Genomic DNA, 16,438 nt, shown 5'->3' with positions numbered 1-16,438 from the left:
CGGGCGTTGTCTTTTTTACGATACAGTCACGGTTTTTCCTGCACTTTTTACGTGTGCTGCCTTGTGTCCCTGGAAATTGAATTCCGCTAGATGTTGACCGGTTTTCCACAACTGGTTAAGAATTCGTTAATTCCATGAAGAATTTCAGCCGTATATTCAAAACATGGCATGGGCAGGGGGGCAGTTTTCGATGCTGAAGCTGAAAGCGGACGCGCAACCGGCGGACGAGCTTGGCAAGCCGCGCAGAATGGCAGTCCGGATCGACGGGGTGTCTGCGCCGAAAAATATGAAAATCGGGCTGGTGGCTGGCGGCACAGGCCAAAAGGCAAGCAGTGCTGCGGAACCGGCAAAGGCGCCCGAACCCGCTGTAAAGAGCTCGGCAAAGGCGGCAAAGGCAATCAAGACGGCCCCTACCGCCCTCAAAACTCTCGCGGCTCAGCAGCCCTTGGCGGCGGCGGGAACCGGCAGCACCTTGCCGAAACTGGGCTTGGCAGCGGCCGGGCTGGCGGTGGCATCCGCCATGCTGCTCTATTTCCAGTTCGGCGCCGGGCCTGAGGCTGCAACCGCAGCGCAGGCCAGCCTGCAGACGGAGGCCGTTCTGCCTGCCGGCGCGGCCTCGGCTGCGGGCCTGGAAGCGGCGGCAGGCAGCGGCGAAGACGCCCTGGTTGCCCGCATCACCGCAGGCACGCTGGCGGCGCTGCGCAGCAAGCAGGCTGAGTCTGGCACGACGGCGCCTGCCGCCGCCGCAGCCGCGCCGGCCGAAGGCACCGCCTTGTTCAAGATGGTAATGACTGCCGCCGCTCAGGGCCAATCAGAGGCCTATATCGACCAGATGGTGAACGGCGCATATGCGCGCCAGGAGATCACCGTTCCGGCCAGTCTGATTGGCGCAGACGGGCGGGTCGACACGGCGACGCTGATGGCGCTGTTCGTCGGCAATTAATCTTTGCTCCGGCGGCTGCGCCGGAGCTGCCCTTCGGCAAGCAGGCGCAGCTATCTGCGCTGCCGGGCCGGGGATTACACAACAAAACAAAATCAAGACGCGCCGCAGGCTGCAACGGGCCGCGGTGCATTATCCTTCCGGGGGGACCATGAAGACGTTTTTTGCTGCCGCAGCCATGGGGCTGTTTGCCCTTGCTGCCAATTCCGCAGCTGCCGAGACTTGCGGCGGGGTGTATACGGTACAGTCCGGCGACAGCCTGTCTGTGATCGCCGACAAGATGTACAAAGACGCCGGCAAGTGGAGCGCCATCCACAACCGCAACATCGACAAGATCGGCCCCAAGCCGAATGCGATCCGGGTCGGCATGAAACTGTCGCTGGCCTGCCTGGAAGGGCTGCCGCTGGGGCTGCCGGGCGGCAAGGAAATCGCTGCCGCCGTTCCCGCCGCCGCCGTGCCGGTCAAGGTTGCGCCCGGCAATGCCGCTGTGCGCAAGAAGATCAACCTGCTGACCGCCGACGACTTTGCGCCCTTCACGGGCAAGGAGCTGCACAACGGCGGCATGATGACCGACGTGCTGAACGCTGCGATGCGTCATGCCAGCCCCGCGCAGGGCTATGCCGTTCACTGGGTCGACCTGTGGACCTCGCATGAGGAACCGCTGCTGTCGAACGCGCTGCTGGATGCGGGCTTCCCTTGGTACAAGCCCGACTGCGAGAACAACCCGGCCGAACCGCGCTGCGCGAACTTCCTGTTTTCCGAGCCGATGTTCGAGGTGCTGGTTCTGATGTTCACCGATAAGGCGCGGCCGCTGACGTTCACCAAGGACGAGGACCTGTTTGGCAAGACCTTCTGCCGCCCGCAGGGCTATGAGACCTATCTCTTTGAGCAGCAGGGGCGCCACTGGCTGCGTGATGGCAAGGTCAAGGTGGTGCAGCCGCTGACCACCGCCGAATGCTATGAGATGGTTCTGGCAGGCAAGGCCGACGCCGTGGTGATGAACGAATTCACCGGCCGCGCTCAGATCAAGGAGCTGGGCCTGTCCAACCGTTTCGACGTGGTGCCGGAGCCGATCTCGATCCAGGCGCTGCACGTGATTGTGCACAAGACCCACCCGGAGGCGGACCAGCTGATGGAAATGGTCAATTCTGCGCTGCGCGGCATCCGTGAAAACGGAACCTATCAGACGATCATCGAAGACCACATGGCCAGGGTCTGGGCCGGATATTGAGGGGGAAAGGCATGCTGAACCGCTTCTGCCGCCATCTGCTGGGCCTGGGTTTGCTGCTTGGGCTGCCCCAGGCCGCCCACGCAATTTGCAATGTGGACTACGTTGCGCAGCCGGGCGACAACCTGTTTTCGATCGCGGAGACGCATTACGGCGACCGCGAGCGCTGGACCATGATCTATTACCGCAACCAGGAGGTGCTGGTCGGCTCCTCGGTGGTTCCGGGGCGCAAGCTGCACATCCCCTGCATCAAGGAGGCCACCGCCCCGGATGCCACGCCGTTGCGCCAGCAGGAGGCGGACCTGACGCTGCTCACCGGTGGCGGCTATGCGCCCTTCACCGACCGCAGCCTGCCGGGGCAGGGGATGGTGACCGAGCTGGTCAATGCGGCGCTGGAGCTGGCGCCCGCGCCGGTCAGCTATTCGGTCAGCTGGGAGGACGACTGGTCCAAGCACCTGTTCCCGATGCTGGACAAGAAGGAATTCGACATGGGCTTTCCCTGGCTCAAGCCCGACTGCGCGGCTGAGCCGGACAACGAGCGCTGCGCCAATTTCCACTTCTCCGAACCGGTGATGACCATGCCGATCATGCTGTTTGCGCGCGCGGACAGCGGCTTTGAGTACCGGGAGGACGCGGACGCCGAGGGCAAGACCCTGTGCCGTCCGGCCGGTTATTTCACCCATGACCTGAACCGCGCTGGACGCCGCTGGCTGGACGAAGACAAGATCACGCTGGTGCAGCCGCAGACGCCCGCCGATTGTTTCCGCATGGTGGCAGAGGGCAAGGTGGATGCGGCGGCGGTCAACCTGTTCCTGGGCGCCAGCACAATCGTCAAGGAAGGCCTGCGCGACACTGTTGTGCCGCTGGAGAAGCCGCTGTCGGAAGAAGGCCTGCATGTGGTGATTTCCAAGCGCCACTGGCGCGGCACCACCCACCTTTACCGGATCAATGCGGGCCTGCAGAAACTGCGCGGCAGCGGACGGTTCGAGGAGATCATGTCGCGCCACCTGGAGCTGTTCTGGGCGCAGCTGCAGTAAGCCGGAACCGGGTCAGGCCGACAGGGTTTTAGCCGCTTCATAGCCGTGGCAGGCAGCTTCGCATTCCGTCTCGCTGTCCGGATCCTGATGTTCTGCGCGCTGCAGCAGCAGGTGCTCTGCCAGCACTGGGTTTTCAGGAAGCAGGCCGCTTGCGGCCTCGGCAGCGTTCTGGCCTGTACGGGCCGGCTGCCCGTGGCTGTCATCCGGATCGGACGGGTTTTGCGGATGACCGTCCGGCTCCTGCTCGCGCGGGCTGGTGTTTGCGGACTCGCTGCGGTCCGGATCATCAGAGCGGACAACCGGACGGGCGGTCAGATGGCCGCGGTTCGGTTTGGCTGGATCGACACTTCCTGAAACTGGCAAAAACATAGAGCGGGTCCTTCGCGGTGGCTTTGAACCGGTCTTAAGCGAAGGTTAACATAAGACGCTTAACAGCAGGTTAATGCATGTTCCCTGGCCGTTGGCGGGCCGCCGCCGCGGATTGCCCGCGCGAAAACCGGGCTGAAAACCAGCCCGATCAGCCGGTGATGAGCCGGGCCTTGGCATAGTTGGCTTCCGCCTGGAGGGCGCTGACCGGTTTGGGGCCTGCCTGGCAGCCGTTCATCAGGTCCTGATAATATGCGGCCATGTCCACGCCGTTCACCTGCTTCAGGTTCAGCGCTTCGGCGCGGGCTGCGGCCCGGGCCGGGCCGACATACTGAGGGGTCAGGGCGTCGGGGCGTTCGCCGCTCAGCGCCTGTTCACGCTGCAGGCTGCGGGCCATGCCCTGGCTGGTGCCGTTGATAAGCGGAGCATCCACCGGCTGGCCGCCTGCTTCTCCGATTGCGGGCTGCTTGCGGTACGCGGCCTGCATCTGCTTCATACCGTTGTACAGGCTGGTGGGGCTGGAAACTGCAGACAGCATTTGAATACCTTTCACTACGCTCTTGAAACTTACTTTATGATAATTTGAAGTAAACCGGTGAGGAATCCTTAGGACTGGTTAACGGCGTGTTAAGTGTACGGCCGGTGCCGGGCGCGGGCCGCCTTGCCAGCCATGCCTTTCCTGAGGATGATGCGGCCAATGGCACAGCCGGGGAAACGTGATGATTGCAGCCAGCCTTGATACGCCTGTCGGCGTGCTCAGCGTGTCAGAACGGGACGGTGCTGTCGTGCGGCTGGCCTGGTCTGCAGAGGCTACAGGACAATCAGCCTTGCTGGACCGGGCTCTGGACCAATTGCGTGCGTATTTCGCCGGTGAGCTGACGGAATTCGATCTGCCGTTGCAGGTGGAGGGATCGGAGTTTCAGAAAGCGGTTTGCGCAGCGATGCTGGCGATCCCTTTTGGCGAGACGCGCACCTATGGCGATATTGCCAGGGACCTTGGCGCCCCGCCCCAGCCGGTGGGCAATGCGTGCGGCGGCAACCCGATCCCTGTGATCATCCCCTGCCACCGGGTGCTGAGCGCCTCGGGACTGGGGGGCTTTTCCGGCCAGGGCGGGGTAGAGACAAAGGTCGCGCTGCTGAAACACGAGGGCGCCGCCAGCCTTCTGATCTAAACGTGGCGGCAGGCGCCAGCTTCCGCATTTGCTTCTTTCTGGCGGAAGGCGCACAGGGTGAGTGCGCCCCGGGGGGGGGGCGGGTGCGCCGTCCCTCGGGTAACAGGCCGCGCTGCGGGGCGGCCCGGAAGGGATCAGGCAAACAGGGCCTTCACCTGCTCATAAAGCGGTTCGGTATCCGCGCCGGAGGTTTCGGAGAAGTCGCTGATCAGCGCCAGGATCACCGATTCCATATCTGCTTCGGACGGTTGTTCCTGGGCGGGTGCCGCGGCGGTTTCTGCGGTTGTGTCCGGGCTGCCCGCCGGTTCTGAGCCGCTGGTTTCGGCCGTGCCCAAAGTGCTGCCGGCAGGCGGCTGCGCGGCTTCGGCAGCTTCGGCCTGCTGGGCGCGCCAGCCCCAGGCCTTGGCATGCTCGGGCGGCCCGGGCTGCTTGCTGCCGGTCACTGCGTTCAACGCGTGGCTCAGCCCGTTAGGCGGGAGGGAAGGGGCGGATACGGAATGCATGGCGTTCTCCTGTGGACGCTGCCGCTACGGCAAGTTCCGCATCAGTGTCCGCATTGGCCCGTTAAATCCGGCTTAGTGGCCGGACTTTTTTCTAACGCAAACTCCAATCAAACTATCGGCCATTTGTTAAAGCTTGTCAGAGCATACAAAAAACGCGGCCGGAGCAGGGCGGCACGCGCAGATCGCCGCTGCCTCAGGGGTGCGAAGGCGCGCGGCGGCGTTCGGGAATGATCTGCTGGGCGATGCCGACGAACAGCAGGTAGACCGAGGTGACCACCAGCCCCCAATGGGCCCAGCTGGCCGGGTGGAAATCGACCCAAGCGGCCCAGCCGGCAAAGAACGTCCAGGCCAGCGCCACCGGCAGCGAGACTTTGCGCCAGCGGGCCGTGCGCACCGGATGGATGAATTTCAGCGGCAGGAACATGGCAATGGACAACAGCGTCACCAGCACAAGAATAGTCCAATGGCTGGGCTCCAGCGCAAAGATCACCAGCACCGGCATGTTCCACACGCCGGGATAGCCGGAGAAGGAATTGTCCTTGGTCTTCATCCGCGTGTCGGCGTAATACATCGCGCTGCCAAAGGTGATCACGATGATCGCGAACCAGCCGGTCCAGCCGGCCATCAGCCCCGATTGGAACAGGGCAAAGGCCGGGATGAACACATAGGTCAGATAGTCGATGATCAGATCCAGCAGCACGCCGTCGAACTCAGGCGAATAGCGCTTGACGTGATAATGACGGGCCAGCGGGCCGTCGATGCCGTCCACGGCAAAAGCCACCACCAGCCAGACGAACATCAGGCTCCACTTGCCGTCCGCCGCCGCCAGCATCGCCAGCATGGCGAACACGGCGCCGGTTGCGGTGAGCAGGTGAACGGAAAGGGCGCGCAGTTGAGGTGTCATTGGTCCCTGATGGCGGTTTTGCCCACAGGCCGCAAGCGTTCAATGCAGCTTTGAGCGGAATTCCGTGCCCGCAGTAAACTGAATGCGCGCCATGCGGCGGCCCAGGGGAGCGGGGTCGGTGATGCCGGGGGAGGAGAACGGCGCCCTGGACGGCATATCGCCCATCCGCTCCCACGGCTGGCCGCCGGGCGGCGGGGCAGGGGCAGCAGGGGCACCATCAGCATAGAGGGCGGCAGAACCGGGAATGGTCATAGCAGAATCCTTTCTGGATCGGTTTCCGCCATCAAGCCGGAGCAGCCTTAACACGGGCTTGCCAAGAGGCGGAGACAGCCCGGAAAAATAGCGCGCATTTTAACTAACCGGGTCCGCGGTCCCGGTCCGCGCAAGCGGTATCAGCCGCAGCAGCGGCTTCCCAGCTGCACCGGCGGGCAGGGGACAGTGCCGTAGGAGCAGAACACGCAGCAGTCTCCGGGCTTGGGCCGCAATAGGGCACGGCAGCCCGGGCATTCGTAAAACCATTGGCAGGCATCCTGCGGCATTTCCTGCGCAGCCTCGTGCCCGCATGCGGGGCAGGTCAGAACACTGGTCAGAACAGGTTTTTTGTCGGTCATGGGCAGGCCTCCCCTCCTTGAGCAGAGGCCGGATAGCGCGCCGCGTCAAGTCATGCCTTGGGGTGGGCGCGCATGTAGACATCCATCAGATGAGTGGTGTCCACCGCCGTATAGGCCTGGGTGGTCGACAGCGACGCATGGCCCAAAAGCTCCTGAATGGCGCGCAGATCGCCGCCTGCCTCCAGCAGATGGGTGGCAAAGCTGTGGCGCAGCGCGTGCGGGGTGGCGGTGGCGGGCAGCCCAAGCTGGGCACGGGTTTTGGCCATCACCCCCTGGATCTGGCGCGGGTTCAGCGCGCCGCCGCGCACACCGCGGAACAGCGGCGCCTCGGCCTCCTGCGGATGCGGGCACAGTTCCAGATAGCGGTTCACGGCATCGCGGGCAGCGGGCAGCACCGGCACCACGCGTTCTTTCTTGCCCTTGCCAAGGATACGCAGCACCGGCGGCAGCGGCGCGTCGGCGCCTTTAAGCCCCAGCGCCTCGGATATCCGCAGGCCGCAGCCGTAAAGCAGCGTGACCACCGCCGCATCGCGGGCCGCCACCCAGTCCTGCTGCGATTGCAGCTCCACCGTCTCCAGCACCGCCTTGGCGGCGTCCGGCGCCAGCGGGCGCGGCAGTTTCTTCTGGAACTTCGGGGCACGGGCCAGGAGCACCGCGGCGGGTTCGAACCCTTCGCGTTCCGCCAGCCAGCGGTAGAAATTCTTGACCGCCGACAGCTTGCGCGCCAGCGAGCGCGCACCGGTGCCGGAGTTGCGCTCTGACGCCATCCAGGCGCGCATGTCGGAGGTGGTGATCCGCGCCAGCGCACCCAGCCCCTGCGGGCCGCCGGAATGTGCGGTCATGAAGGCGAGGAAGGCCGAAACATCGCCGCGGTAGGCGGTCAGCGTGTTGGCCGAGGCGTCCTCCAGCCCGCCCAGACGCTCCAGCCAAAGCTGCAGCGCATCACGGCAGGCCGGGGAGATCATCGTCATGACAGCCAGCTGCGCATCGCGCGTTCAAAGACGCCGCCGAAGAAGGCCAGCAGATCGGTGCCTTGCATCGGCGAGAACTGATGCGGATCTTCCGAGCCCATCACCAGCATCCCTGGCAGGCGGCCCTCACCAAGATCAAGCATAAGGCAGGCCTCGGAGCGGATCCATTCCGCCTTCAGCCCATAAACCCTCGGGCTGCCGCTTTGGGTCTGGCGCAAGGTCACAGTGCGCTGGCTGCCGGGCTGGCCTGCATAGCTTTCGGCGAATCCCGGGCCTGCCAGTTTCAGCGCATCGGACTTGCGCTCCACCGCGGCGCCGCCGGGCTGGGCGGTTTCCAGCACCAGTGCCAGGGCATCGACGCGCAGGATTTCCGGCATGTCCTGTTCCAGGCAGGCGAGGAAGGCGGTGAAATCCTGCGGCTCCAGCAGGCGCAGAACGGCGCGGTGAATGAGGTTGGTGCCGGCCAGATTGTCATAGGCCGCGGCAATCACCGATCGGTGAGTGTCCTCCAGCCGGTCGAGCCGGGCCGCCATCCGCTCCATCGCGATGCCGCGCAAGTCGACAACGTTGGAGCCCATGGCGCGCTCATTGGCGGCGACGAGGGCGTTCATCAGGTGCTGGTCCTCCAGCACGGCATCGGGTTTGGCGAGGATAGCCTCGCGCAGCTGGTCTTCCAGGCTGACTGAAGGGCTTGTACTGCTCATGCGTGAAACTCTTACGGCTCCGGACCTCTGACGGGTTTGGTTCCGTGTATAACACGGGATTTGCGCAATGCTGCGGAAAATTTCCGGACCGGCAGAAATTGCCGCGCGCAGGCAGGCTCCCGCCCGTCGCCGGTGCATTGAAATGCTCCGCTCCCGTTGGGCCGGGCGCCGGGCAGAGGCCCGGCGCCGCGGCGCTGATGCGCCGCCGCAGCGCGCCGGCAGGCGCGCTGCCGGGCCCAAGCCGCTCGGTGCGGCCCGGCGGCAGCCGGGGGGCATGGCGGCGCGGGAGAGCACGGACCATTAATGCGCCCCCGCAAAAGAAAAGGCGCCCGGACCGGGCGCCTTTCGTGGTTTACCGTGTGCCGGACCGATCAGAGGATCTTGATCTCTGCCGCCTTGATGTCGGCCAGGAAGGCATCCAGGCCCTTGTCGGTCAGCGGGTGGTTCACCATCGCCTTGATCACGGCCGGCGGCGCGGTGATCACATCGGCACCGATGCGGGCCGAGTCCAGCACGTGGTTCACCGAGCGGATCGAGGCGGCCAGGATCTGGGTCTCAAACCCGTAGTTGTCATAGATGGTGCGGATGTCCTCGATCAGCTCCATGCCGTCCAGGTTGATGTCATCCAGACGCCCGATGAACGGAGAGATGAAGGTCGCGCCCGCCTTGGCCGCCAGCAGCGCCTGGTTGGCGGAGAAGCACAGGGTCACATTAACCATGTGGCCGTCGTCGGTTAGGGTTTTACAGGCTTTCAGCCCGTCCCAGGTCAGCGGCACCTTGACGGCGATGTTTTCGGCGATCTCCACCAGCTTGCGGCCTTCGGCGATCATGGTTTCGGCATCCGTGGCGGTCACTTCCGCCGACACTGGCCCATCGACCAGGTCGCAGATTTCCTTGGTCACTTCGATGATGTCGCGGCCGGATTTCTTGATCAGCGACGGGTTGGTGGTGACACCGTCCACCATGCCCAGATCGTTCAGCTCGGCAATGGCGTCGATCTCGGCAGTATCTACGAAGAATTTCATGGGGCAGTCCTTTGGATGGGTTGGCCTCGGTCGCTTCTGCCTTTACCTCATGGGATTACGGGCGGCAACATGGGCAGCAGCATGAGCGGGCAGGAGTTCTTTCAGGCAGGTGAACGGGTTGGGGTGCTGACCACGCAACCCCTTGACCGGCTTCTGGATTACCGCGCTCCTGAAGGCGGCTGTTTCCTTGGCGCCTATGTCGAGGTGCCCTTGGGGCCGCGCAAGGTGCTGGGTGTGGTTTGGGGGCCGGGGGCCGGGGATTTCGATTCGGCCAAGCTGCGCTCGGTGATCCGGGTGCTGGACGTGGCGCCCATGCGGACAGAGATGCGCCAGTTTCTGGGCAAGGCGGCCGATTATACCCTGACCCCGATGCCTGCTATGCTGCGGCTGGCGACCCGCGCGCCGGGCCTTTCCGATCCGCCCTCGATGCGCAAGATCCTGCGCCGGGGCGAGGGCGTGCCGGACCGGATGACCGAGGCCCGCACCCGGGTGCTGGAGGTGCTGGAGGATTTCGGCGGCCTTGCCTTCACACCCAGGGAACTGGCGGACATGGCCGATGTGACGCCTTCCGTGGTCAAGGGGCTGGTGAAGCAGGGGGCTCTGCGAGAGGAGGAAGCGCCGCGCGACACCCCCTATCCGCATCTGGACCCGGAGCTGCCCTCCAAGCAGCTGACTGAGGATCAGGCCAAGGCCGCTGCCGCGCTGGCGGAAGGCGTCCATAGCGGGCGTTACGGCACCACGCTCCTCAAGGGCGTCACCGGCTCCGGCAAGACTGAGGTCTACTTGGAAGCTGTCGCTGCCGCCCTGCGTGCCGGACGGCAGGCACTGGTGCTGCTGCCGGAGATTGCGCTGACGGCCGAGTTCCTGACCCGCGTTGAAGCCCGGTTCGGCGCCAAACCGGCTGAATGGCACTCCGGCGCGACAATGACCGAACGCCGCCGGGTCTGGAAAATGGTCGGGCAGGGGGCGGCGCAGTTGGTGATCGGCGCCCGCTCGTCGCTGTTCCTGCCATTCCGCGATCTGGGCCTGATCATCGTCGATGAGGAGCACGACACCTCCTACAAACAGGAGGACGGGGTTCTGTACAACGCCCGCGACATGGCGGTGCTGCGCGCGGCGATGTGCTCTGCGCAGGTGGTGCTGGCGTCGGCCACCCCCAGCTTGGAGACCTGGGCCAATGCGGAGGCGGGCAAGTACAAGCGCCTGAACCTCACCTCCCGCTTCGGCGCCTCGGTGCTGCCGGACATGCGCGCCGTGGATATGCGGTCCGAGGACCTGCTGCCCTCCACCTGGATTTCTCCGACCCTGAAGCAGGCGATGAATCTGCGCATGGACCGCGGCGAGCAGTCGCTCTTGTTCCTGAACCGCCGCGGCTTTGCCCCGGTCACTATCTGCCGCGCTTGCGGGGCGCAGGTGGCTTGCGACCATTGCGACGCGCGGATGGTGGAGCACCGGTTTATGAAGCGGCTGATGTGCCACCAGTGCGGCGAGACCAAGCCGGTGCCGGAGGCCTGCCCCTCCTGCGAGGTGGAGGGCAAGATGGCCCCGGTCGGCCCCGGCATCGAACGCCTGGCCGAGGAAGCCACGGGGCTGTTCCCGGAGGCCCGTATTGCGGTGCTGAGCTCCGACCTGTTCGGCTCCGCCCGGGCCTTGAAACAGCGGATCGAGGAGATCGCCGCGGGCGAGGCCGACATTATCCTGGGCACCCAGCTGGTGGCCAAGGGTCACAATTTTCCGCTGCTGACGCTGGTCGGGGTGATCGACGCCGACCTTGGCCTGCAGGGCTCCGACCTGCGCGCGGCGGAGCGGACGTTCCAGCTGATGCGCCAGGTGGCGGGCCGGGCCGGACGGGCCGAGCGCCCGGGCGAAGCCTTGATGCAAACCTTCCAGCCCGAACACCCGGTGATCCGCGCGATCCTGTCGGGCGATGAGGAAAGCTTTTGGAAGGCCGAAGCCGCCGAGCGCCAGGCCGCCGGAGTGCCGCCATATGGCCGCATGGCCGGGATTATCCTGTCCGGGCCGGATCTCGCAGCAGTGTTTGATCTTGGCAATGCAATGGCCCGCAATGACGGCCCTTTGCGCCAGATCGGTGCCCAGCTGTTCGGCCCGGCACCGGCGCCCATTGCCCGCGTCCGCGGCCGCCACAGGGTGCGGCTGCTGGTCAAGGCCGCAAAGGGGGCGCCGCTGCAGGAGGCGATTGCGCGCTGGATTGCCCCGCTGCGCCTGAAGGGGGATTTGCGGCTGAGCGTCGATATCGATCCGCAAAGCTTCTTTTGACGCCAAGGCTGAGGGGGCTCTGCCCCCGGCCCTCGCGGGCCTCCCCCGGGATATTTGGGGCCAGATGAAGTGCGGATCCTTTATTCTTCTGGCTGAAAATATCCCGGAGCGCGAGGCAGAGCCTCGCATGAAATGCATTTCATGCCGCGGCGGCTTCGGCCGGGGCGCGGGTCAGGATGCTGGTGGTCATTGCCCCGATCCACATGAAGAACAGTGCCGCCCAGGCCGTGCCGACGAAGATTGACCCGCCGGTGACCCCGGCGCCGATGGCGCAGCCGCCGGCCAGCATGCCGCCAAACCCCATCAGCGCGGCACCGGTCATTGCCTTTCGCATGGTGGCGGCGTCATCAAAGGCCTGCAATTTCATCTCGCCCGCCAGCGCTGCGGCCAGCATGGCGCCGATGAATACGCCGGGCACCAGGCCGATGTCGAACTCCAGCACCGCCTCCCGGTCCAGGAAGAACATCAGGGTGCGGGCGGATGGTCCCGTAAAGGTCGCGCTTTCGATCTGCACCGGGTCAAACGCCACCTGGCTCAGCGCATAGGTCAGCACCCATCCAAGCGCGACGGCAAATCCCACCCCGGAGGCAAAGACCAGCCGCGCAGCACCAATCCGGTTGCGGCGCGCCAGCACCAGGGCCAGCGCAGCCGTGGCCAGACCAAGCAGCAGCCCGCCAGCTTGCGGCAGGCCAAGAGCGGCCAGCAGGTCCAGATTGCGCCCGCCTTCGGTGATCCACAGCCGGGCGAGCCAGTCGCGCGCAGGCGACAGCAGGCCGGACAGGCTCATCTGCGCGACCACCGCAAAAATCAGGCCGGACACCACCGAGCGCAAGTTACCGGTGGCTGCCAGCACCAGGAGCCGTCCCGAGCAGCCCCGCGCCAGCACCATGCCGCAGCCGAACATCAGCCCGCCAAGGATAGCGCCGGACCAGCTGCCCGGCACCGCCATCATCCGGGCGTCGGCGCTTTCCATCAGCCCCAAGAGCTGCGCCGCCTGGACCCAGACCACGGCAGTGGAAAAGGTCAGCAGCCAGACCGAGACCTTGTCACCAAGCCGCCCGCCGGCAAACTCCACCGTGGCCGCGCGCAGGCAGAACCTCGACCGTTGGGCCGCGACGCCAAAGACGATGCCCGTCAACAGGCCCAGCAGCGCCGCCGCGGGCGCTTCGCCGATACGCTCAACCAGGGGAACCAGATCCATCACACACCTCCAAATTCACATGTGTGCATATGAGTGGCGGGAGGAGCATGCCTTGATACAGATCAGATGAGGCACCTCAAGGCGCTTCTGCGCGCTGATGCGAAGGTGGATGTGCAACCGCTTGTTGGCTCTCGCCAAAGCGGGCTCAGAGGCGTACACCCGGAGCATGTTCAAACCGATGCCCCTGCATGAGGCGCAAGGCCTCCCGTTCTGGCGCCGCCCCGTGACGCTTCTGTTCCTGATGGCGCTGGCAATGCCGATTGCCTTCAACGCCTGGAGCGCGCTGCTCAACAACTTTGTGATCGAGGCGGCGAATTTCGACGGCGCCGACATTGGCCTTTTGCACACGGTGCGGGAAATCCCCGGCTTTCTGGCGGTGGGGGTGATTGCAGTGATCCTGTTCGTCCGCGAGCAGGTGCTGGGGCTGATTTCCCTAGTGCTGCTGGGGGTGGCGACGGCTGTTACCGCCTGGTTCCCGTCGCTGGGCGGCCTTTTGATGGTGACGCTGCTGAGCTCGATCGGCTTTCATTATTACGAGACGGTTAACCAGTCGCTGCAGCTGCAATGGCTGCCCAAGGAGAAGGCGCCGCAGACGCTGGGCTGGCTGGTGGCTGCCGGATCAGCAGCGACACTGGTGGTCTACGGGCTGATCGTGCTGACCTGGGACCGGTTCGATCTGGCCTATAACACCGTGTTCCTGGCGGCGGGCGGGGCAACCGCGCTTATTGCGCTTATTGCGCTGTTTGCTTATCCGCAGTTCGACGCACCGCACCCGCAGACCAAGAAACTGATCCTGCGCAAGCGCTACTGGCTCTATTACGCGCTGCAGTTCATGGCCGGCGCCCGGCGGCAGATCTTTGTGGTCTTTGCCGGTTTCATGATGGTGGAGAAATTCGGATTTGAGGTGCATGAGCTGACCGGGCTCTACCTGATCAACCTGGTGATCAACATGACCGCGGCACCGATGCTGGGCAAGGCTGTGGCCGTGTTTGGCGAGCGGCGCACGCTGATCTTTGAATACGCCGGGCTGGCCACTGTCTTTGCGGCCTACGGCGGGATCTACTGGTTCGGCTGGGGCGTGGTGGTGGCTGCGGTGCTCTATGTGGTGGACCATGTGCTGTTCGCGCTGGCGCTGGCGCTCAAGACCTATTTCCAGAAGATCGCCGACCCGGGGGATATCGCACCGACCGCCGCCGTGGCCTTTACCATCAACCACATCGCCGCAGTGTTCCTGCCGGTGCTGCTGGGCCTTCTGTGGGTTTATTCGCCGGGCATGGTGTTTGCGCTGGCGGCGGGCATGGCGCTGGTGTCGCTGTCGCTGTCGCTCTTGATCCCGCGCCATCCGGAGCCCGGCAATGAGACGATCTTCAGCAAATACGCCCGCCCCGCGCCGGCCGAGTGACGCATCAGCCCCGTGGCGCCAGCCGCGGGGCGAGCGCCCGCGCACAGGGTGAGCGCGGGCGCTGCCTGGCTTGCAGCCAGGCGGGGACGCTTGACGCGGGGCGCGCGGCAGCCTAGGCGCTTGCCAACAGTTTCAGGAGAGACGCCATGACCACCTTCACCGCCCTCACCACGCTCCCCGGAAAAGCCCAGGCCGAAGCGCTGGGCGACGCCATGGAGCGGCTGAACCCGGAGCCCACCGGTGTGGGCGTGTTTGAAATGGAAGACGGCTCCGGCCTGTGGGAGGTCGGCGGCTATTTCACCGAAAGCCCCGACGAGGCGGGACTTGCCCTGCTGGCCGCAATGCACGAGGCCAAGCCCTTTGTCGTCTCCGAGGTGCCCGAAACCGATTGGGTCGCCCATGTGCGCCGCGAGCTGGCACCGGTGGAGGCAGGCCGCTTTTTTGTCTACGGCAGCCACGACGCGGATAAACTGCCCGCAGACCGCATTCCGCTGCTGATCGAGGCGGCGATGGCCTTTGGCACCGGCCACCACGGCACCACGCTCGGTTGCCTCAAGGCGCTGGATCACCTGCTGACTCAGGGTTTTTGTGGCGAGAAAGTGGCCGATATCGGCTGCGGAACCGCGGTGCTGGCGATGGCCGCCGCGCGGGTCTGGGACGGCGCCATCCTGGCCAGCGACATTGACGAGGTCGCGGTCGAAGTGGCCGAGGCCAATCTCAAGGCCAACGGTATGGAAGGCCAGGTCACCTGTCTGGAAGCGGCAGGTTTCGATCACCCGGATCTGCAGGCGCAGGCGCCCTATGACCTCATCTTTGCCAATATTCTGAAGGGGCCGCTGGTCGCCCTGGCCCCCGATCTGGCCGCGAATCTGCGCCCCGGCGGCTATGCGATTCTCTCTGGAATCCTGAATGAACAGGCCGATGATGTGGCCGGCGTTTATGCACAGCAGGGCATCAATCTTGAGCGCCGCGACGAAATTGGTGAATGGACAACGTTACTTCTGCGTAAAGCGGACTGATTGATTTAAATTTGCGGCGAATTTTAGGGGTTCGCCGCATTTTCGCCTCATTTCGAGCCAAAGATTGGCCATCCGCTGGTGGGGGCCAGTTCGGAGGCTCGTAATGGGCGAACATCGTGATCAGTTCCAGGCGCGTTTGAAGCAGATCAACCGCAAACACGAAGCCATGTCTGGAGGCTACTCGGCAAACCTGCGGCCGGACGGGCTGCTGGTGGTGAAGCCGCGCCGGGTGCAGTCCCGGATATCGGCGCGCACGGCGGTATTCTTCGTGGCGGCCTTTCTGCTGTTCAAGGGGTTCCTGATGGCGGCCCTTGGCTTTGGCAGCTACGACGAGCGGGTGCAGGCCCTTGCCGGGGGCAGCGGCATTGAGCGTGCCGGGGCCTTCATCATGCAGGCCGATCCGCTCTCCGTCCTTGTTGCTCAGAAGATCGGACCCGTTCTGCGCTGACGGCTACGTCCGCGGAAAGGGTGCAGAAAGGCCGCCGGCCCGGGGGGAGCTGGCGGCCTTTTCCGTGCCGGGACCGCGCTGAGCTTTGCTGGCAACAAAAAACGCCGCGGCCTGTTCAGGTCCGCGGCGTTTCCCTATTCGCCCCGAGGGAGGAGGCAGGGCGGAAAAAGGGGGTCTTAGAAGACGGTTTTGCCGGTGGCGACGTTTTCGATGTCACCGCGGCACATGCCGATGTCGGCCAGTTCGCGGTCGGACAGGCCGGACAGCGCGTTGCGGGTTGCGCGGGCGTCGTTCCAGGCGGCGAATGCGCCGGCAGCGCTGGCGACCAGATCGCCGATGCGGCCAAACAGGCCGGTGGAACCATAGGTGGTGCGGGTGGTGTCAAAAGCGGCCATATCCTTGTCCTCTGATCTGGTGTTGGCTGTCGTCGCGTTGTTGCGATGGCGGGCATCTAGTGGGGAACAATCAGGGCGGCAAGGGCCGAATTTGCATGTGTCATATGCAGTTTGTGCATAGCTTAAAGCCTTATAAACAAGGGCTTTCCTCCCGGTTGAGGAAACCGGCGGAAAATGTCGTTTCCGCCTCTGCAGAGGGTCGGTTTCAGACCTCGGCGGCGCTGCTTTACAGCTT

The 16,438-nt window shown here is 64.8% G+C and carries 19 protein-coding genes; 8 read left to right on the top strand and 11 right to left on the bottom strand.

Annotated elements, in window-relative coordinates; all coding sequences use genetic code 11:
* Positions 1-163 precede the first annotated feature (163 nt).
* From AC5STI_RS09580 to AC5STI_RS09570, 3 genes are all read left to right on the top strand, one after another.
* A complete protein-coding gene (locus AC5STI_RS09580) occupies positions 164-943 on the top strand; it encodes a hypothetical protein (protein WP_495446503.1) in 780 nt (259 codons plus the stop codon).
* 148 nt (positions 944-1,091) lie between these two features.
* A complete protein-coding gene (locus AC5STI_RS09575; protein ID WP_495446502.1) occupies positions 1,092-2,171 on the top strand; it encodes a LysM peptidoglycan-binding domain-containing protein in 1,080 nt (359 codons plus the stop codon).
* An 11-nt stretch (positions 2,172-2,182) separates the two neighbouring features.
* Entirely contained in the window at positions 2,183-3,205 is a 1,023-nt protein-coding gene (locus tag AC5STI_RS09570) for an ABC transporter substrate-binding protein (protein WP_495446501.1), read from the top strand.
* 12 nt (positions 3,206-3,217) lie between these two features.
* Here the strand turns inward: AC5STI_RS09570 and AC5STI_RS09565 are convergent, their stop codons facing one another.
* Positions 3,218-3,574 (bottom strand): hypothetical protein, encoded by a 357-nt coding sequence (locus tag AC5STI_RS09565; RefSeq protein WP_495446500.1) that lies wholly within the window; start codon positions 3,572-3,574, stop codon positions 3,218-3,220.
* A gap of 148 nt (positions 3,575-3,722) precedes the next feature.
* A complete protein-coding gene (locus tag AC5STI_RS09560; protein WP_495446499.1) occupies positions 3,723-4,109 on the bottom strand; it encodes a hypothetical protein in 387 nt (128 codons plus the stop codon).
* A gap of 181 nt (positions 4,110-4,290) precedes the next feature.
* On the opposite strand from AC5STI_RS09560, the gene AC5STI_RS09555 reads away from it, so the two are divergent.
* Positions 4,291-4,743 carry a methylated-DNA--[protein]-cysteine S-methyltransferase gene (locus AC5STI_RS09555; protein ID WP_495446498.1) on the top strand — a complete coding sequence of 151 codons (453 nt, stop codon included), beginning with the start codon at positions 4,291-4,293 and terminating at the stop codon, positions 4,741-4,743.
* Between the two features lie 134 nt (positions 4,744-4,877).
* Here the strand turns inward: AC5STI_RS09555 and AC5STI_RS09550 are convergent, their stop codons facing one another.
* The 7 genes from AC5STI_RS09550 to fsa all read right to left on the bottom strand — a co-directional run bounded on the left by AC5STI_RS09550 (position 4,878) and on the right by fsa (position 9,461).
* On the bottom strand, positions 4,878-5,246 hold the full coding sequence (locus AC5STI_RS09550) for a hypothetical protein (RefSeq protein WP_495446497.1): 369 nt from the start codon (positions 5,244-5,246) through the stop codon (positions 4,878-4,880).
* Between the two features lie 193 nt (positions 5,247-5,439).
* Positions 5,440-6,150, bottom strand: a complete 711-nt coding sequence (locus AC5STI_RS09545; RefSeq protein ID WP_421055511.1) for a CDP-alcohol phosphatidyltransferase family protein — start codon at positions 6,148-6,150, stop codon at positions 5,440-5,442.
* Positions 6,151-6,189: 39 nt separating this feature from the next.
* The gene (locus tag AC5STI_RS09540; RefSeq protein WP_495446496.1) at positions 6,190-6,402 is read right to left on the bottom strand and encodes a hypothetical protein; all 213 of its coding nucleotides are present in this window, start codon (positions 6,400-6,402) and stop codon (positions 6,190-6,192) included.
* 140 nt (positions 6,403-6,542) lie between these two features.
* Positions 6,543-6,761, bottom strand: a complete 219-nt coding sequence (locus AC5STI_RS09535; RefSeq protein ID WP_495446495.1) for a GDCCVxC domain-containing (seleno)protein — start codon at positions 6,759-6,761, stop codon at positions 6,543-6,545.
* Positions 6,762-6,811: 50 nt separating this feature from the next.
* Complete coding sequence (locus AC5STI_RS09530) at positions 6,812-7,732, bottom strand: tyrosine recombinase XerC (protein ID WP_495446494.1); 921 nt, start codon at positions 7,730-7,732, stop codon at positions 6,812-6,814.
* Positions 7,729-8,436 (bottom strand): DUF484 family protein, encoded by a 708-nt coding sequence (locus tag AC5STI_RS09525; protein ID WP_490399309.1) that lies wholly within the window; start codon positions 8,434-8,436, stop codon positions 7,729-7,731. The genes AC5STI_RS09530 and AC5STI_RS09525 overlap by 4 nt, the downstream gene beginning before the upstream one ends.
* Positions 8,437-8,807: 371 nt before the next feature.
* Positions 8,808-9,461, bottom strand: a complete 654-nt coding sequence (fsa, locus tag AC5STI_RS09520; RefSeq protein WP_222482264.1) for a fructose-6-phosphate aldolase — start codon at positions 9,459-9,461, stop codon at positions 8,808-8,810.
* 81 nt (positions 9,462-9,542) lie between these two features.
* On the opposite strand from fsa, the gene AC5STI_RS09515 reads away from it, so the two are divergent.
* Positions 9,543-11,738: a primosomal protein N' gene (locus AC5STI_RS09515; RefSeq protein ID WP_495446493.1), complete on the top strand. Its 2,196-nt coding sequence runs from the start codon at positions 9,543-9,545 to the stop codon at positions 11,736-11,738.
* A 139-nt stretch (positions 11,739-11,877) separates the two neighbouring features.
* Here the strand turns inward: AC5STI_RS09515 and AC5STI_RS09510 are convergent, their stop codons facing one another.
* Complete coding sequence (locus tag AC5STI_RS09510; protein WP_495446492.1) at positions 11,878-12,939, bottom strand: YeeE/YedE family protein; 1,062 nt, start codon at positions 12,937-12,939, stop codon at positions 11,878-11,880.
* Between the two features lie 166 nt (positions 12,940-13,105).
* Here AC5STI_RS09510 and AC5STI_RS09505 point away from each other — a divergent pair, with 166 nt between their 5' ends.
* The 3 genes from AC5STI_RS09505 (at position 13,106) to AC5STI_RS09495 (ending at position 15,808) form a co-directional block, all read left to right on the top strand.
* Positions 13,106-14,341, top strand: a complete 1,236-nt coding sequence (locus AC5STI_RS09505; RefSeq protein ID WP_475046955.1) for an MFS transporter — start codon at positions 13,106-13,108, stop codon at positions 14,339-14,341.
* Between the two features lie 146 nt (positions 14,342-14,487).
* On the top strand, positions 14,488-15,360 hold the full coding sequence (locus AC5STI_RS09500) for a 50S ribosomal protein L11 methyltransferase (RefSeq protein WP_475046954.1): 873 nt from the start codon (positions 14,488-14,490) through the stop codon (positions 15,358-15,360).
* Between the two features lie 103 nt (positions 15,361-15,463).
* Positions 15,464-15,808, top strand: coding sequence for a hypothetical protein (locus AC5STI_RS09495; protein WP_475046952.1), 345 nt, complete (start codon positions 15,464-15,466; stop codon positions 15,806-15,808).
* Positions 15,809-15,984: 176 nt separating this feature from the next.
* Here AC5STI_RS09495 and AC5STI_RS09490 read toward each other — a convergent pair whose 3' ends face one another.
* Positions 15,985-16,203: a DUF1127 domain-containing protein gene (locus AC5STI_RS09490; RefSeq protein WP_475046951.1), complete on the bottom strand. Its 219-nt coding sequence runs from the start codon at positions 16,201-16,203 to the stop codon at positions 15,985-15,987.
* Positions 16,204-16,438: the final 235 nt, after the last annotated feature.

It is taken from the genome of Leisingera sp. CC-HEC096 (genome assembly GCF_059429235.1).
Note: the sequence above shows the minus strand (reverse complement) of the source record. Positions and strands in the feature narration are given on the sequence as shown.

Bases quoted from the DNA above. Each gene is read 5' to 3' on its own strand.
- AC5STI_RS09580 (WP_495446503.1), top strand. From the start codon at position 164: ATGGCATGGGCAGGGGGGCAGTTTTCGATGCTGAAGCTGAAAGCGGAC.
- AC5STI_RS09575 (WP_495446502.1), top strand. From the start codon at position 1,092: ATGAAGACGTTTTTTGCTGCCGCAGCCATGGGGCTGTTTGCCCTTGCT.
- AC5STI_RS09570 (WP_495446501.1), top strand. From the start codon at position 2,183: ATGCTGAACCGCTTCTGCCGCCATCTGCTGGGCCTGGGTTTGCTGCTT.
- AC5STI_RS09565 (WP_495446500.1), bottom strand. From the start codon at position 3,574: ATGTTTTTGCCAGTTTCAGGAAGTGTCGATCCAGCCAAACCGAACCGC.
- AC5STI_RS09560 (WP_495446499.1), bottom strand. From the start codon at position 4,109: ATGCTGTCTGCAGTTTCCAGCCCCACCAGCCTGTACAACGGTATGAAG.
- AC5STI_RS09555 (WP_495446498.1), top strand. From the start codon at position 4,291: ATGATTGCAGCCAGCCTTGATACGCCTGTCGGCGTGCTCAGCGTGTCA.
- AC5STI_RS09550 (WP_495446497.1), bottom strand. From the start codon at position 5,246: ATGCATTCCGTATCCGCCCCTTCCCTCCCGCCTAACGGGCTGAGCCAC.
- AC5STI_RS09545 (WP_421055511.1), bottom strand. From the start codon at position 6,150: ATGACACCTCAACTGCGCGCCCTTTCCGTTCACCTGCTCACCGCAACC.
- AC5STI_RS09540 (WP_495446496.1), bottom strand. From the start codon at position 6,402: ATGACCATTCCCGGTTCTGCCGCCCTCTATGCTGATGGTGCCCCTGCT.
- AC5STI_RS09535 (WP_495446495.1), bottom strand. From the start codon at position 6,761: ATGACCGACAAAAAACCTGTTCTGACCAGTGTTCTGACCTGCCCCGCA.
- AC5STI_RS09530 (WP_495446494.1), bottom strand. From the start codon at position 7,732: ATGACGATGATCTCCCCGGCCTGCCGTGATGCGCTGCAGCTTTGGCTG.
- AC5STI_RS09525 (WP_490399309.1), bottom strand. From the start codon at position 8,436: ATGAGCAGTACAAGCCCTTCAGTCAGCCTGGAAGACCAGCTGCGCGAG.
- fsa (WP_222482264.1), bottom strand. From the start codon at position 9,461: ATGAAATTCTTCGTAGATACTGCCGAGATCGACGCCATTGCCGAGCTG.
- AC5STI_RS09515 (WP_495446493.1), top strand. From the start codon at position 9,543: ATGAGCGGGCAGGAGTTCTTTCAGGCAGGTGAACGGGTTGGGGTGCTG.
- AC5STI_RS09510 (WP_495446492.1), bottom strand. From the start codon at position 12,939: ATGGATCTGGTTCCCCTGGTTGAGCGTATCGGCGAAGCGCCCGCGGCG.
- AC5STI_RS09505 (WP_475046955.1), top strand. From the start codon at position 13,106: ATGTTCAAACCGATGCCCCTGCATGAGGCGCAAGGCCTCCCGTTCTGG.
- AC5STI_RS09500 (WP_475046954.1), top strand. From the start codon at position 14,488: ATGACCACCTTCACCGCCCTCACCACGCTCCCCGGAAAAGCCCAGGCC.
- AC5STI_RS09495 (WP_475046952.1), top strand. From the start codon at position 15,464: ATGGGCGAACATCGTGATCAGTTCCAGGCGCGTTTGAAGCAGATCAAC.
- AC5STI_RS09490 (WP_475046951.1), bottom strand. From the start codon at position 16,203: ATGGCCGCTTTTGACACCACCCGCACCACCTATGGTTCCACCGGCCTG.